Origin of the sequence: Streptomyces canus (assembly GCF_041435015.1) — a bacterium.
Lineage (GTDB): Bacteria > Actinomycetota > Actinomycetes > Streptomycetales > Streptomycetaceae > Streptomyces > Streptomyces canus_G.
On record NZ_CP107989.1, the window covers coordinates 4897030 to 4911721 of the forward strand.

Here is a 14692-nt window from a genome sequence, read left to right on the forward strand (position 1 = left end):
CACCGCGCCGGGTGCGGGATCCCCGTAGGGGACGGATGAGAACTCCCTTAAGGGATGTCACAGCTCGGCAGCAAAGCCGTCCCCGAAACGCCGGGCCGCGCACGCCGCTCCCCGGGACCAGGTACGTTCGAAGACGTGGCTGGATTCAGGATCGGACGCGGCCGGGACAACGGCGCTCCTCACGCGCGACCGCAACAACCTCCGTACGGGCAGCAGGCGCCCCAGGGACAGCCGTACGGCTATCCCCCCGCGCCGCAGCCCCACCCGGGTCAGTGGACCCAGGGCGGCGGGGGTTACGACGAGCCGGAGTACTTCGGCGACGGCGCCGGTGCCGGTGGTGCCCCGCGCCCGCAGGGCGGCCATGACCCGTACGCGGCCAACAACCCGGGCCACACCCAGGCGTTCTCGGTCGACGAGGACCCCTACAACCAGGGTGGCACCTACCGCGCGGGCTCGGCCCCGGCGGCCCCGGCGGGCCCCCGCCTGCACTGGAAGGAGCTCCTGAAGGGGATCCTGCTCTCCCCCAGGCAGACCTTCCTCCAGATGCGGGACTACACGATGTGGGGCCCGGCCCTCGTCGTGACCTTCCTCTACGGCCTGCTCGCGGTGTTCGGCTTCGAGGGCGCCCGAGAGGACGCGATCAACGCCACCCTGTCGAACGCGATCCCGATCGTCCTGACCACGGCCGTCGCCATGGTCCTGTTGGCCTTCGTCCTGGGCGTCGTCACCCACGCCCTGGCCCGCCAGCTGGGCGGCGACGGCGCGTGGCAGCCCACGGTCGGCCTCTCCATGCTGATCATGTCCCTGACCGACGCTCCCCGCCTGATCGTGGCCATGTTCTTCGGCGGCGACGCGTCCTTCGTCCAGCTCCTGGGCTGGGCGACCTGGGTGGCGGCCGGCGCCCTGCTCACCCTGATGGTGTCCAGGTCCCACGACCTGCCCTGGTCGAAGGCGCTCGGCGCCTCCGCGATCCAGCTGGTCGCGCTGCTGTCGATCGTGAAGCTGGGCACGCTCTAGGTTTGACCGCCTCCGCGACGACGAAGGGCTTCCGCTTCTCGCGGAAGCCCTTCGCTCTGCCCTACGACCACTCGGGCGTCGAGGATGGCCTGGCGAGGGATGTCCGGGGCGGCGGTCTCTGAAGATCGCCCGGACACGGCTTTCCTGCACCGTCAGCCGCCCTGGAGCGGGCCGCTCCCCGTCACGTCACCACCCCCGACACTCATGTCAGGGTGCCGCGCGGCGTCTGACACAAGCGGCTGACACAACGAGCGCGAACAGCAGCGATTACCGGCGGTGGCGCCGCGTGCCCTGTCGCGGTGGCAGAGTCAGCGTGATTTGCCGGACGAGTTGCTGGAAGCAGGCGAGGGAGGCCAGGGCCGGCAGGCATGCTCCGGCGATACCGGTGACGGTTCTGTCCGCCTGAGCCACGCACAGCATTATCGCGACGGAGGAGAACAGCAGAACGATGAACCACGAGTGCACAGCCCGGCGCTGATGCAGAGCAGTCCGGAGAATGGAGAGAGAGGCCACCATCCAGGGGCCATAGACGAGAAGAGGCCACGACGGAGCCATGACGCCTCCCGTCCCGGTGGTGATGTTCTGCAGAGGCCTGTAGGCCACCATGCCGCCGAAGACGCTGACCATCGCCACGATGACGGCAACGAGCGCGACGATGAAGAAACTGCCGGTCTGCAACCACTTGAGCCGGGTTTTGCGGACGTTGAGCTTCCGGTGCCCGGAAGAGGAGCGTCGGATGGGCGGCAGTTGAGCGGTGATCTGCGCCAGGTTCTCCAGCGGATCGGTGAAGGCGTCGCCGGATGCGGGCTCGCTGCGAGGTTGCGGGATCCTGGGCGTCTGCTCCGCCGGAACAGCCTCCTGCAGGAGATAGGCAAGTTCCTCGACCGGGTCCCAGCCTCCGGCGGGTGCGGTCAGGGGAACTCCTGAGTGGACGCTCTCGGCATGTCCGCCGTTCCAGCCAGTATCCGGCCCGTAGGAGTACGCGTCGGAGTAGTAGTCACGCTGCGCAAAGGCAGGATCGGCATAGTCATGATTCACGAAAATGCGACCCGTCAAGCTGTCCGCGACGGCCGGAGTTCTCCTGACCGTTCCATCGTGAATTGAGTTCCTCCTGGACTTCCTCCAGCAGGGCGAGGAACTCGCGAAGCAATGGCTCGGTCACCTGACGCTCGAACTGCACGTCATCCCCGGCCACCGCGCCCTGCACCTTCAGCGCCGCGTACTCCGCACCAGGCTGGAAAGTGTACTTCCCCACTGTCAGATCGCGGACCACAGAAATATTATCCGTCCTCGTGGTGCGCCGAGGCAGGCCTTGGGTCCTTGATGTCGTCATAGCTTGATAACGCGGCTCCCCTCCCCCAGGGCGCGCGGCAAAAGAGTGAGCTCGAAGGCAGAAAACCTGAGAAACGGGTTCTCAATCAATTATGCTACACATCTAACTCTGCAGCCTATTGGTCGATTAATTATTCTTCTCGACGCCATTCAGGAGTAAATAGGATTCGCCGCCGGTGTAACTGGATGAGTAGTCCTGGCTGCGAGCGGTGGTACCTGAGGACTCACCGGGTCAGAGCGCTTCCTTCGAGGGCGTGAGCGGCTCGCCCGACCTACGCACCACAGGCAAGACGCTCCACGGAAAGTTGATCCAGTCGTCCGTGCGCTTCCAGACGTACTCGCACTTCACCAAGGACTGGGACTTCTCGTAGATGACCGCCGAGCGGACCTCGGCGACGGCGTCGAGGCAGAAGTCGCGCACCAGTTTCAGCGTCTTGCCGGTGTCGGCGACGTCGTCGGTGATGAGGACCTTCTTGTCGGAGAAGTCGATGGTGTTGGGGACGGGGGCCAGCATGACCGGCATCTCCAGGGTGGTCCCCACGCCGGTGTAGAACTCGACGTTCACCAGGTGGATGTTCTTGCAGTCGAGGGCGTACGCGAGGCCGCCGGCGACGAAGACTCCGCCGCGGGCGATCGAGAGTACGACGTCGGGCTCGTAGCCGTCGTCGGCGATGGTCTGCGCGAGCTCACGGACGGCGGTGCCGAACGCCTCGTAGGTCAGGTTCTCCCGTATGGCGCTCATACCTGGGTCCGGTGGAAGTTGAGGAAGGAGCGGGAGGCGGTGGGGCCGCGCTGGCCCTGGTAGCGGGAGCCGTAGCGCTCACTGCCGTAGGGGAACTCGGCCGGCGAGGAGAGCCGGAACATGCACAGCTGGCCGATCTTCATGCCCGGCCAGAGCTTGATGGGGAGCGTGGCCAGATTGGAGAGTTCGAGGGTCACGTGTCCGCTGAAGCCGGGGTCGATGAAGCCGGCCGTGGAGTGGGTGACGAGTCCGAGCCGGCCGAGGGAGGACTTGCCCTCGAGCCGGGACGCGAGATCGTCGGGAAGCGTGATGACCTCGTAGGTGGAGGCGAGGACGAACTCGCCGGGGTGCAGGATGAACGGCTCGTCGCCCTCCGGCTCCACGAGCCGCGTCAGGTCCGCCTGCTCGACGGAGGGGTCGATGTGGGGGTAGCGGTGGTTCTCGAACACCCGGAAGAAGCGATCGAGGCGCACGTCGACGCTGGACGGCTGCACCATGGATTCGTCGTAGGGATCGATCCGTACCCGCCCGGCGTCGATCTCGGCCCGGATGTCCTTGTCTGAGAGAAGCACGCCCCGAGGATACGCAAGGCGCGCGGACCGACCACCATCGGACGGACCGCGCGCCTGGTACCGATCTTTCAGTGCTTCTCCAAGGTCACCGGAATGACGCTCCGAAGCCGCGCACAGCGAGGACAGCGGACGAGCCGTCCGGGACCGAGTCGCTCGGCCTGCTGCATCGGGAACGAAGCGGTGCTGAACACGTGCCCATCGGCACAACGGACGACGGTGCGCTCCATCAAGTCCAAGAGTCCCTTCCCCAAGAGCCGCGTCGGGCTACTGCTCACCTGACGACAAATGCCACATTACGGGATGAATGGAAAGGCCCTCCAGGCGGCACTCCGGTCCCGCCCGGACCCTCTTCCACCTCTCCACCGTACGCCCCAACTCCCGCTGCCCGCAGCCCTGTCCCACCCCACCGACGCACGCGGGCCCCACGGCTTCAGCACCGGGGGCCAGGGATGAGGTAAAGTGGCGATGCGTTCCGACACCGGTCCGTTCGGCGTCACGCGCGGGTGTAGTTTAGTGGTAGAACATCAGCTTCCCAAGCTGAGAGTGCGAGTTCGATTCTCGTCACCCGCTCCATGATGAAACCCCAGGTCAATGGCCTGGGGTTTGTTTGTTGTCCAGACCAATTTGAGGCGCCGGCGGAGGTGCGACAGACGGCCCACCGCCGCTTCACCGGCTGGTCCACCGCTCGGGTGTGGGCCACGCTGCACCGCATGGTTCTCGACCAACTCGGCGCCGACGGCGCGCTGGACTGGTCGCGCTGTGCGATCGACTCGGCCAGTGTCCGTGCGGTCAAAGGGGGCCCTTGACCAACCTGCACGACAGTCAGGGGCTGATCCCGCTGATGCAGGGCGCCCCGCCGATCCACGCCCGCCATGGGCCCCGGCGCCGCCGCCCGGCCAAGCTGCACAAGGACAAGGGCTACGCCTTCGACCATCTGCGCAACTGGCTGCGGCGACGGCAAATCGTGCCTCGCATTGCCCGCCGCGGTATCGAGCCCTCCGGGCGTCCGGGCCGATACCGCTGGTGGTAGAGCGCACGATGTCCTGGCACCTTCGTCGGCATCGCCAGCAGTCTCATCTGCCACCGCAGGGTTCGCGCCGGCGAGAGTCGTCGGCGTCAGGTGGTGGCAGCCCCGTAGCGCAGGACCCCGCCACGCGGCAGCAGGTATCCCCTACCGCGTTCCTTGGGCAACTCCTCCGCCGGCACTGAGGCGTCGGTACATCCGGAGACCATCCAGCCGACGACACCCAAGCTGAACGGCGCCTGAAAAGAACTGTGGGCCCTGGCCGCACTCCCGGCCCGGCAGGGGTCCCAGTGATCCACCGGTGTTTGACATCGCCATCGGACATCCATCATGCTTCCATTAATTCATTAATACAAGCATGGTGGGACCGAGGAAGGCGACGTGATCGAGTACCGGATCGACCGTGGCAACGGCGTACCGGCCTATGTGCAGATCGTCGAGCAGACCGAACGGGCGCTCCGGATGGGCCTGTTGAAGGTCGGTGACAAGCTGCCGACGGCCAAGGAGGTGGTGGCGGCGACCGCCATCAACCCCAACACCGTGCTGCGGGCCTACCGCGACATGGAGCAGGCCGGGCTGGTCGAACTGCGCCGCGGCCTCGGGACGTTCGTGACACGGTCGCTCGCCAGGCCCGGAGCGGAGGACGATTCGCCGCTGCGCGGGGAGGTCGCCGACTGGGTGGCACGTGCGCGGGCCGCAGGCCTGGAGCGAGCCGATGTCCTCGCTCTCGTCACAACCGTCCTGGACACCTACGACAACGAGCACGACAGCCTCACCCCGGGCGACCGGGAACGGAAGAAGGAGGACGCATGACCGGGCCTCAAGCGCCGGCCGCACTGCGCGCCACGGGACTCGGATTCCGGTACCGGGAGCGGGGCGGCTGGGCCCTGCGGGACTGCGAGTTCACCCTGCCCGGCGGTCGTGTGGCCGCCCTCGTCGGCCGCAACGGCGCCGGCAAGAGCACCTTGCTGCACCTGGCCGGCGGCCTCTTGCGGGCCGGCTCCGGGGAGCTGCGGGTGCTGGGCGCCGTACCCGGCACGGCCGAGGCCCGCGCCCGGGTCGCCCTGCTCACCCAGGACAAGCCGCTCTACCCCCGTTTCACCGTGGCGGACACCCTGCTGATGGGCGAGAAGCTGAACTCCTCGTGGGACCGGACGGCCGCCGAGCGGATCGTCCGCGAGGGCGACATCCCGCTCCACGCCCGCGTCGGCGACCTGTCCCCCGGGCGGCGCACTCGCGTCGCACTCGCCCTGGCACTGGGCAAACGGCCCGAACTCCTGCTTCTCGACGAGCCGTTGGCCGACCTCGACCCCGTGGCACGAGGCGAGATCATGGCGGAACTCATGGCCGCGGCCGCCGAGCACGGTATGAGCATCGTGCTGTCCTCGCACGTCCTGCCCGAACTGGAGGAGACCTGCGACTGGGTGCTGGTGCTGCGCGACGGCGGCGTCGAGCTGAGCGAGGAAGCCGAGTCACTGCGCGAGAGCCACGCGGTACTGACCGGACCCGCCGACCGAGCCGACGCCCTGACCGGACAGCACACCGTCATACAGCGCCGTACCGCGGGCAGACAGCTCACCGCCCTGATACGTCAGCGCGGGCCGCTGCGCGGCGACTGGCACGTCGAGCGGCCCAGGCTGGAGGACATCCTGATCGGCTACCTCCAACCCGGTGAGGCGGGGCACCCCACCCCGGGCGAGCGGACGGAGGCGGCGGCGTGAAGGGCTCTCTCTGGCTCGCCTGGCGCCAGCAGCGCGTGCCGGCCGGCATCGGCGCGGCCGCCCTGGTCGTCACCGCGGCGATCGCCGCGTACTACCGCTCTGGCATGCTGGACGCCCTGCACAGCGGGCTGTTCGACCACTGCGCCACCGGCCCGCTGTACTGCACCCGGTCCGACACCGGCCTGCCCCTGCTGCTGGACGTCGAACCGCTGAAGTACCTCGGCGCGCTGAACATCGCCCTCCCCGTCGCCATCGGCGTCTTCTGGGGCGCCCCGCTGCTGGGCCGCGACCGGGAACTGGGCACGCACCGCGTGGTCCTCGCCCAGGGCGTGAGCCGCAGCCAGTGGTTCGCCTCCCGGTTCGCCCTGGCCGCGGCAATCACGACCGCACTCTCCGGCCTGCTGGCGGGCGTGTTCGCATGGTGGTGGCGACCGGCAGCCGACCGTAGCTACGGCCTCTTCTGGTACGACATCACGGCCCTCAGCGGCTCTGGCCCCCGCGTCGTCGCGGCCGCCCTGTTCGGCCTGGCGGCCGGCACCCTGCTCGGCCTGCTGACCCGCAGAGTCCTCGAGGCGATGGGTCTCACCCTTCTGGTGACCGGGGTGACGACGCTGCTGCTGGAGTGGACGCACCGGACCCGCCTGCTGGTCCCGCCACACACCTACGTCAGCGCCGGCACCACCCCCAAACCGCCGATGGGCGAGAAATGGTCGACCGGCGACTACGGCCTCATCACCGCCTCCGGCCGCCATGACGACGTAATGAACTGTCCCTTCCCGTCAGGCTCCCAGCTCAAGGAGTGCATGACGGCGCACGGGTACGTCGCCCGCTTCTACGAGGCCAGCCCAACCGGTGACTACTGGACCTTCCAGTGGACCGACACCGCCGTCTTCGGCGGCCTCGCCGTCCTGCTCACGGTCGTCACCATGCTGCTCCTGCGTCGCCGCGTCTGACCGCGGCGACCGCATCGCGCCGTAGCCGCCTCGCCACTTCATCTCCTTCGCCTTCACCCCTCACCGGAATTCCGCCTTTCACAAGGATTTCCCCCTTTCTGCACGGAGGTCGCTTCGCCATGCCCGCCGACGCCAAGTCGCCGAAGAAACTGCGCAACAACCGCGCCGCCCTCGCCCACAAGACCGGCTACGCCCTGCGCCACCCCGGCCGCGTCGTCCCGTATCTCCGGCGGGCCGGCCGGGACGCGTGGCTGCGGCTCAAGCACCCCGACCACGTCGGCTACTACCGCGCCGTGATGGCCTCGGACACCCGCCGCAACCCGGAGTCCGCGGTCGGCAGTCAGACCCACGACCGCTGGCTGGCGCTCGGACAGATGCAATTCGACTACCTCGTCGAACACGGGCTCCGCCCCGAACACGACATGCTCGACATCGGCTGCGGCAACCTGCGCGGCGGCTGGCGCTTCATCAGCCATCTCGACACCGGCAACTACTACGGCATCGACATCTCGCCCGACATCCTGATCGCCGCCAAAGAGACCCTCGCCGAGCGCGATCTCCAGGACAAGTTGCCGCACCTCACCCTCACCGGCGACCTCACCCTGGACTTCCTGCCGGACGACCACTTCGACGTCATCCACGCGCACAGCGTCTTCTCCCACTCCCCACTGCACGTCATCGACGAATGTCTTGCGCACGTCGGCCGCGTGCTCACCGACACAGGGTTCTTCGACTTCACCTTCGACCGGACCGAGGGCACCGAACACCAGGTGCTGCGCGAGGACTTCTACTACCGCACCGAGACCCTCCTGGCCCTGGCACAGCGGCACGGTCTGCACGCGCGGTTCATGGAGGACTGGGAGAAGCGCCCGCACGGCCAGTCGAAGATTCGTGTCAGCCGCTCGCCCCTGCCGACCGCGTGAGACGGCCCCGCTTCCGACATGCCGTCCTCTGAACCTCGCAGCGGGCAGAAGCGCCTGGCCGCGATAGACGGACTCCGCCTGGTGGCAGCGGTGATGGTGGCCGCGTACCACTTCCTCGGGACCCCCACCCCGCGCTTCTGGGGAAAGACCGAGCTCCGGGACGTCGCCCCGTTCCTGCACGAGATCAGCCGCTACGGCTGGCTCGGCGTCGAGTTCTTCTTCCTCATCAGCGGATTCGTCATCTGCATGAGCTGCTGGGGGCGGACTCCCGCACAGTTCACGGTCTCCCGGATCTCACGGCTCTTCCCGGCCTACTGGTGCGCGGTGCTCCTGGTCGTCCTGCTCGTCCTGGTCTCGCGACTGGGCCATCGGCCCGCCGCCACGCGCGTCGACCCCCGTACCGTCCTGGGGAACCTGACGATGGCTCCGGGGCCGCTGGGGCTCGATCTGGTCGACGGAGTCAGCTGGACCCTCTGGGTGGAGGCGCGCTTCTACCTGCTGATGGCCGCGCTGCTCGTCTTCGGACTGTCCTACCGGCGCGTGGTGGCCTTCTGCGGAGCCTGGCTCCTGGCCGCCGTCATCGCCCTTGAACTCCACTCACCACTGCTCGACGAGTTCGTACTGCCCCGCTACACCGGCCTGTTCGTCGCCGGGATCGTGCTCTACGTCATGCACAGGTTCGAACAGAACCTCCTGCTCTGGCTGCTGCTCGGTTTCGCCTGGTGCTACCAACTCACCGTGCTCCACCTGCGGGTGGCCGACCACGCCGCCGTTCCCCCTGGCGAGCGCCCGCCCTCCTGGGCCGTCTGCGCGACCGTACTCACCCTCTGCCTCGGGCTGCTGGCCCTTGCCGGGATCGGCCCGCTCGCCGGGCTGCGACGGCGTTGGCTGGTCACCGCCGGGGCGCTCACCTACCCCTTCTACCTCGTCCACCAGAGCCTCGGAATTCCCCTGGCCAAGGGCTTGGTCCGCGCATTCCCGGGGCTGGGGCCACTGCCCTCGATGGCGGTGTCCGTCATCTGCATGCTGGGGCTGTCGCTGCTTGTCCACACCCTGGTGGAGCGTCCGCTCGGACGCCTTCTGAGGCATCGGCTGACGCTGGACGTGCACATGCGGGACCTCGCCGCGAAGCCGGCTCTCACCCGCGCGCGATAGCGCGAGGCGAACCCACTCGGAATCACCACGAACCCTGTCCAGGGATGGATCCAGCATGCCCTTCAGCACAAGAATCACCACGCGAATACGACGCTCTCGCATCCTCATGGCCGTCATCACGGCTGTAGCCGCCGTCCTGGCCGTCGCACTGACGCTGGCCCTGACGGTCACGACCTACGATCGCACCTCGCCGCGCGCCGCCCGCGCCAAGGCATCAGGATCCGTGGCCGGAAACGTCGACTGCCGCACAGCGAAGTGCGTCGCCCTCACCTTCGACGGCGGCCCCAGCCCGACGACCCCCGGGCTGCTGGACATCCTGAAACAGGAGGGTCTGCACGTCACTTTCTTCGTGCAGGGCAAAGGCCATATCGAGAAGTACCCCGAGATCCTGCGCCGGATGGCGGACGAAGGGCACGAGATCGGCAATCACACCTGGACCCACGAACGGTTGACGGATCTCGGCACCGAGGACGCCCGCCGGGAGTTGGCCCGGACGCAGGACGCCATCGAGAGGAACACCGGCAGCAAGCCCGTGCTGATGCGTCCGCCGGAGGGCCGCACCAACCGCAAAGTGGCCGGGATCTGCCGGGACTTGGGGCTGGCGCAGGTGCTGTGGAGCGTCACGGCCAAGGACTACGAGACGACCGACTCGGCCCTGATCACCAAGCGGGTGCTCGACCAGACCCACCGCGACGGCATCATCCTGCTGCACGACCTGCACAAGGGAACCGTGCCCGCCGTCCCGGGGATCCTCAAGGCGCTCGAAAAGCGCGGTTACACCATCGTCACGGTGTCCCAGCTGCTCGCCCCTGCCACGCCGCGGCCGGGGATGGTGTACCGGCCCTGAGGGAGTGCCGCGAGCGCGTCTCCGAGCGCCGCTTCCACCGGATCCATGCAGGCCCATTTCGCGTGGGGACCATGGGACGCGAGACGGCCGGCGGGACTGATCGCCACGGCGTGGTGATGGGCGGTCCAGACCGGTGGCCAAGTCGCTTGTGCCATGGGGGAGCGGGTGCCGCTGACCGCCGGTACCTGATCGCAGGGGTGCTGCCCGCTGTGTCTCGGACGGCCTCCCTGCTCGGAGTGCGATGAACTCCGCCACAGCGCACGCTGGCGACGCGCGGCGAGGAAGACGAAAATATGACTGACGGAGGTGACCGCTCATGTGCCGGTGGCTCGCTTACTCGGGAACACCCCTACTGCTCGACACCATCCTCTACCGACCGACCCACTCCCTGATCGATCAGAGCCTCCACTCCAGAATGGGAGTCGAGACGACGAACGGCGACGGTTTCGGCGTCGGGTGGTACTCGCAGGAAGCCATCGACACCCCTGCCCTGCTCAAGGACATCGGCCCCGCCTGGAACAACCGCAACCTGAGGGAGATCGCGGATCATGTCCGCTCTCCGTTGTTCTTCGCCCACATACGGGCGTCGACCGGTACGGCGGTGCAGCAGACGAATTGCCACCCGTTCCGGCACGGCCGCTGGATGTGGATGCACAACGGTGCCATCAACGATTTCCACCTCATGCGCCGCGACCTGTCCCTGCTCGTCGACCCCGGGCTGTACTCCGACATCGAGGGCACGACGGACTCCGAGATGATGTTCTATCTGGCGGTCACCTTCGGCCTGGACGAGGATCCGCCGGGCGCCGTGGCCCGGATGGTGGGAGTGGTGGAGCGCAGCGGCCGTGACCACGGTGTGGAGTTCCCGGTCCAGATGACCATCGCCGTGACCGACGGCGAACGCCTGTGGGCCTTCCGCTACTCGAGCCAGGGTGCTTCCCGGTCGTTGTTCTACAGCACCCGCGTGGACACGCTGAGAGAGCTGCACCCCGACCTGGCGTTTCTGCGGGAAGTGTCCGACGAGACCCGTCTCATCGTGTCCGAGCCCCTCGGTGATCTGCCGGGTGCCTGGAACGAGGTGCCGGAGAGCAGCTACGGCGTCGTCCATGCCGGAGCCGACGAGTTGCATCGCTTCACCCCGGTAGCGGCGTGACGCGTCAGCGGATCACGTGCTCTTCGCGGCTTTGCTTCTTCTGTTGGTGCTCGTACCGCTGCGCCCTGTCTTTGCCGGCACGCTCTTGCGCCCTGCCGTCGGCCACTTGAACTCGATCTCCAGCTCGATCTCCCCCTCACCGATCTCGACCTCCATCTCGCTGCGAAGGTCGTCGGGTATCCGCAGGCTCAGCGTTCCGGCGCCGAGTTCCAGTTCGGCGTCCCCACCTTCCCTCAGCGCGGATGCGAGTGCCGTGAGCTGGTCAGCCGCCTCGAGGCGGGACAGGGAGCGCTTCTGTTCGAACTTGAGGTCCTTCATGGGTGTCTCCGATCCGGATACGGCACGTTCGGCCGGTCGGGCCACCTCCAATCTCGCCCTCCTGGGTTCGCCGCGCATGTCGGGGTGGCCCGGTGCGACGCGCGTCATGGCGGAGAGGCTGGGATGCTGGTGGAGGAAGCGCCGCCCGTGACGTGACCCCGGCAGACAGGGGTAGTGAGCGACCGTGGCCGAGACCTACGAGAACGCCCGAGGAACGACCGTTCCGATCGTTCCGGCCGTACCGTACGCCGATCCCCAGGGAGACCCGTTCCTGCGCACCCGGTTCGCGCTCCCCGCGCGGCCCGCCACGTTCCTGCGGCGGCAGCGGCTCGTCCAGCACCTCCATCAGGCTCTCGTGACACCGTTGACCCTGGTCAACGGCCCGGCCGGGGCCGGGAAAACCCTGCTGACCGCCGACTGGGCCGCCGGACTGCGGCAGCCGGTCGCCTGGCTCGCGGTCGAAGCGGGGGACCGGCGTCCCGGGGTGTTCTGGGCGTACGTCCTTCAGGCACTGCGCGCCTGCGGTGCGTCGGCATCCGACGCGGTCGAGGCCCCCGCGGACGCGTCCCGGGTGGACCGCAAGCTGCTGGCGGCGCTCGCCGCCGAACTGAACGACAGCGACCGGCCCGTGGTCCTCGTGCTCGACGAGTACGACCGCGTGACCGATCCGGAGGTCACGGAGCAGCTGGAGTTCGTCCTGCACCACGCCGGGCGCGGACTGCACCTCGTCCTCGTCACCCGCACCGAACCACTGCTGCCGCTGCACCGTTACCGGGCGGCCGGCGAGCTGACGGAGATCCGCGCCGCCGAACTGGCGTTCACCCCCGAGGAGGCCGTCGCACTGCTGGAGCAGCACGGTCTGAGCCTTCCGTTTCCTGCCGCGCGCGCCCTGGTGGACCGCACCCGGGGCTGGGCCGCCGGTCTGCGCCTGTCCGCCCTGGCCGCCCGGGAGAGCGCCGACCCGGAGCTCTACCTGAAGGAGTTCGACGCGGACCGCAGTACGGTCGCGGACTTCCTGCTGGCCGAGGTCCTCAGGGGACAGCCGGAGGAGACCCAGGGCCTCCTGCTGCGGGTCAGCGTCCTGGAGCGGTTCTCCCCCGATCTGGCCAACGCGCTGACCCTGCGGACCGATGCCGAGACCATTCTCGCCGGGCTGCACAGCGACAACGCGTTCGTCGAGTATCTCGGGCACTCCTCGTACCAGCTCCACCCGCTGTTCCGGGAGATACTCCGGGCCCATCTGCGCGTACGTCTGCCCGGCCTGGAGCCGGAGCTCCACCGGCGGGCCGCGCGGTGGCTTCGTCGTTCCGGATTCCTGCCGGAGACACTCGCCCACGGCGCCGCCGCGGGCGACTGGGATTTCGCCGCCGGCGCCCTCGTCGACGACCTGGCGATCGGGCAGCTCTGCACCGGCCTGCGCTCGGACGACCTGACCCAGTTGTTCTCCCACATGGGTCCCGAGGCCCGAAGCCCCGCGGCGGACGTCGTACGCGCCACCCGTGAACTGTCCCGGCACGACCTCGATCATGGTCTGGCCCATCTGCGCCTCGCCGAGGAGCGTCTGACCGACGACGCGCCCGACCTGGCAGCCGCCCAGTTGAGCTGTGCACTGCTGGAGGCTCTGGCCGCCCGGCTGACCGGATGTCCCCCACGGGCCGAAAGGGCCGCCGTGGCGGCCGATGGCCTACGGCAGGAGGTCCCGGCACATCTCCTGGACAAGCATCCCGAACTCACCGCTCTCCTGCTGACCCATCTGGGCTCGGCCCGCCTGTGGGCCGGGCGTTTCGAGGACGCACGCGCCGTCCTGACCACGGCGGCCGCCGCTCCGGGCGGAGCCTCCACCGTGCTGCCCCGAGAGGACGCCCTGGAGCACCTGGCCCTGCTCGACTATCTGGACGGCTGGCTCGGCCGAGCGGAGCGCAAGGCCTTGGCGGCGGTGTCCGAGATGGAACGGGTCGGCCTTCCCCAGCCGTCCGGATCCGGCATCGGGCAGCTGGTCCTCGCCGCTGTGGCCGTCGACCGCCATGAGCTGGACCGGGCCCAGGCCCTCCTCGACGAGACGGCCCAGCTCCCGGCAGGAACGCATGACCCGGTTCCGTCGGCGGGGCGAGCCCTGGCCACAGCGCGCCTGCTGTTGGTCAGGGGCAAGACGCGCGACGCCGTGGACGCGGCTGCCCCGGACGTCTCCGCCGCCATGGCCTCACCCTGGGCGACGAGCCAGGAAGCCCTCGTCACCTCTGCCGCCCACCTGGCCGAAGGGCGGCCGGACGCGGCGGCCGAGGCGCTCCAGGACGTGTCCGCCGACCAGCCGACGTGTGCCGTGGAGGCCGCGGCGATCCAGCTCGCCACAGGCCGTACGGCGGCGGCCATCGACCTGCTCGACGGCATCCGGGCCGGGAGCCGCGCCGGGCCGGCGGTGACCGTGCGGGCAGCGCTGGTGAGGGCTCAGGCGGCGGAGGGGGCGGGAGACACCGCCATGGCTCGCAGGCTCGTGGCACACGCGCTCCTCGACGCCCGGCGGGAGCGGTTGCGGCGTCCGTTCCTCGATGCGGGAGCGTGGCTCGGGCCGCTCCTGGCCACGGCTCCGCTCCACGAGCTGGCGGCGGACTGGCTCACGCCCGGGCCGCCGCGACACGGTGCGCACCCCCGGCCGGAGGAACTGCCCGCGCCGCTCGTCGCGGTGGAGCTGAGCGGACGCGAGCATGACGTCCTGGAGCGGCTGGCCCGGATTATGTCGACGGAGGAGATCGCCACCGACCTCTACGTGTCGGTGAACACGGTGAAGACCCACCTCAAGAGCGTCTACCGGAAGCTGGCGGTGAACCGGCGAGGCGACGCGGTGCGCCGCGCGCGCGATCTCCGGCTGCTGTGAACGGGCGTCGGTGAGAGCGTCCGGCGCCGTGGAGGACGGCCGAAGGCGCCGTTGCCGGAGCGC

Annotated in this window: 14 protein-coding genes, 1 tRNA gene and 1 pseudogene; 11 read left to right on the forward strand and 5 right to left on the reverse strand. The window is 68.8% G+C overall.

Annotated elements, in window-relative coordinates:
• The first annotated feature begins 54 nt into the window (after positions 1–54).
• Positions 55–1017 (forward strand): Yip1 family protein, encoded by a 963-nt coding sequence (locus OG841_RS22175; RefSeq protein ID WP_371566642.1) that lies wholly within the window; start codon positions 55–57, stop codon positions 1015–1017.
• Between the two features lie 267 nt (positions 1018–1284).
• On the opposite strand, the gene OG841_RS22180 is transcribed toward OG841_RS22175, so the two are convergent.
• The 4 genes from OG841_RS22180 to dcd all read right to left on the reverse strand — a co-directional run bounded on the left by OG841_RS22180 (position 1285) and on the right by dcd (position 3663).
• Complete coding sequence (locus tag OG841_RS22180; protein ID WP_328639913.1) at positions 1285–2055, reverse strand: DUF2637 domain-containing protein; 771 nt, start codon at positions 2053–2055, stop codon at positions 1285–1287.
• Complete coding sequence (locus OG841_RS22185; RefSeq protein WP_328639912.1) at positions 2045–2290, reverse strand: hypothetical protein; 246 nt, start codon at positions 2288–2290, stop codon at positions 2045–2047. Before OG841_RS22185 ends, OG841_RS22180 begins: the two co-directional genes overlap by 11 nt.
• Before the next feature lie 291 nt (positions 2291–2581).
• Positions 2582–3091 carry a phosphoribosyltransferase gene (locus tag OG841_RS22190; RefSeq protein ID WP_328639911.1) on the reverse strand — a complete coding sequence of 170 codons (510 nt, stop codon included), beginning with the start codon at positions 3089–3091 and terminating at the stop codon, positions 2582–2584.
• Positions 3088–3663 carry a dCTP deaminase gene (gene dcd, locus OG841_RS22195; RefSeq protein ID WP_037735257.1) on the reverse strand — a complete coding sequence of 192 codons (576 nt, stop codon included), beginning with the start codon at positions 3661–3663 and terminating at the stop codon, positions 3088–3090. Before dcd ends, OG841_RS22190 begins: the two co-directional genes overlap by 4 nt.
• Positions 3664–4162: 499 nt before the next feature.
• Between dcd and OG841_RS22200 the strand changes: the two genes are divergently transcribed.
• The 9 genes and pseudogenes from OG841_RS22200 to OG841_RS22240 all read left to right on the forward strand — a co-directional run bounded on the left by OG841_RS22200 (position 4163) and on the right by OG841_RS22240 (position 11439).
• Positions 4163–4236 (forward strand) — tRNA-Gly (locus OG841_RS22200).
• A gap of 77 nt (positions 4237–4313) precedes the next feature.
• Positions 4314–4740, forward strand: a pseudogene (locus tag OG841_RS22205) (IS5/IS1182 family transposase); the annotation flags it as partial.
• Between the two features lie 328 nt (positions 4741–5068).
• Positions 5069–5500 (forward strand): GntR family transcriptional regulator, encoded by a 432-nt coding sequence (locus OG841_RS22210; RefSeq protein WP_328639910.1) that lies wholly within the window; start codon positions 5069–5071, stop codon positions 5498–5500.
• The gene (locus OG841_RS22215; RefSeq protein ID WP_328639909.1) at positions 5497–6408 is read left to right on the forward strand and encodes an ATP-binding cassette domain-containing protein; all 912 of its coding nucleotides are present in this window, start codon (positions 5497–5499) and stop codon (positions 6406–6408) included. The genes OG841_RS22210 and OG841_RS22215 overlap by 4 nt, the downstream gene beginning before the upstream one ends.
• Positions 6405–7361, forward strand: coding sequence for a transporter (locus tag OG841_RS22220; RefSeq protein ID WP_328639908.1), 957 nt, complete (start codon positions 6405–6407; stop codon positions 7359–7361). Before OG841_RS22215 ends, OG841_RS22220 begins: the two co-directional genes overlap by 4 nt.
• 119 nt (positions 7362–7480) lie before the next feature.
• Positions 7481–8284 carry a class I SAM-dependent methyltransferase gene (locus tag OG841_RS22225; protein ID WP_365121552.1) on the forward strand — a complete coding sequence of 268 codons (804 nt, stop codon included), beginning with the start codon at positions 7481–7483 and terminating at the stop codon, positions 8282–8284.
• Between the two features lie 18 nt (positions 8285–8302).
• Positions 8303–9439, forward strand: a complete 1137-nt coding sequence (locus OG841_RS22230; protein WP_328639906.1) for an acyltransferase family protein — start codon at positions 8303–8305, stop codon at positions 9437–9439.
• Between the two features lie 106 nt (positions 9440–9545).
• The gene (locus tag OG841_RS22235) at positions 9546–10286 is read left to right on the forward strand and encodes a polysaccharide deacetylase family protein (RefSeq protein ID WP_328639905.1); all 741 of its coding nucleotides are present in this window, start codon (positions 9546–9548) and stop codon (positions 10284–10286) included.
• Between the two features lie 316 nt (positions 10287–10602).
• Positions 10603–11439: a class II glutamine amidotransferase gene (locus OG841_RS22240; RefSeq protein ID WP_328639904.1), complete on the forward strand. Its 837-nt coding sequence runs from the start codon at positions 10603–10605 to the stop codon at positions 11437–11439.
• Between the two features lie 12 nt (positions 11440–11451).
• Here the strand turns inward: OG841_RS22240 and OG841_RS22245 are convergent, their stop codons facing one another.
• On the reverse strand, positions 11452–11757 hold the full coding sequence (locus OG841_RS22245; RefSeq protein WP_328639903.1) for an amphi-Trp domain-containing protein: 306 nt from the start codon (positions 11755–11757) through the stop codon (positions 11452–11454).
• Positions 11758–11941: 184 nt separating this feature from the next.
• Between OG841_RS22245 and OG841_RS22250 the strand changes: the two genes are divergently transcribed.
• Positions 11942–14629 (forward strand): LuxR C-terminal-related transcriptional regulator, encoded by a 2688-nt coding sequence (locus OG841_RS22250; RefSeq protein ID WP_371566646.1) that lies wholly within the window; start codon positions 11942–11944, stop codon positions 14627–14629.
• Positions 14630–14692: the final 63 nt, after the last annotated feature.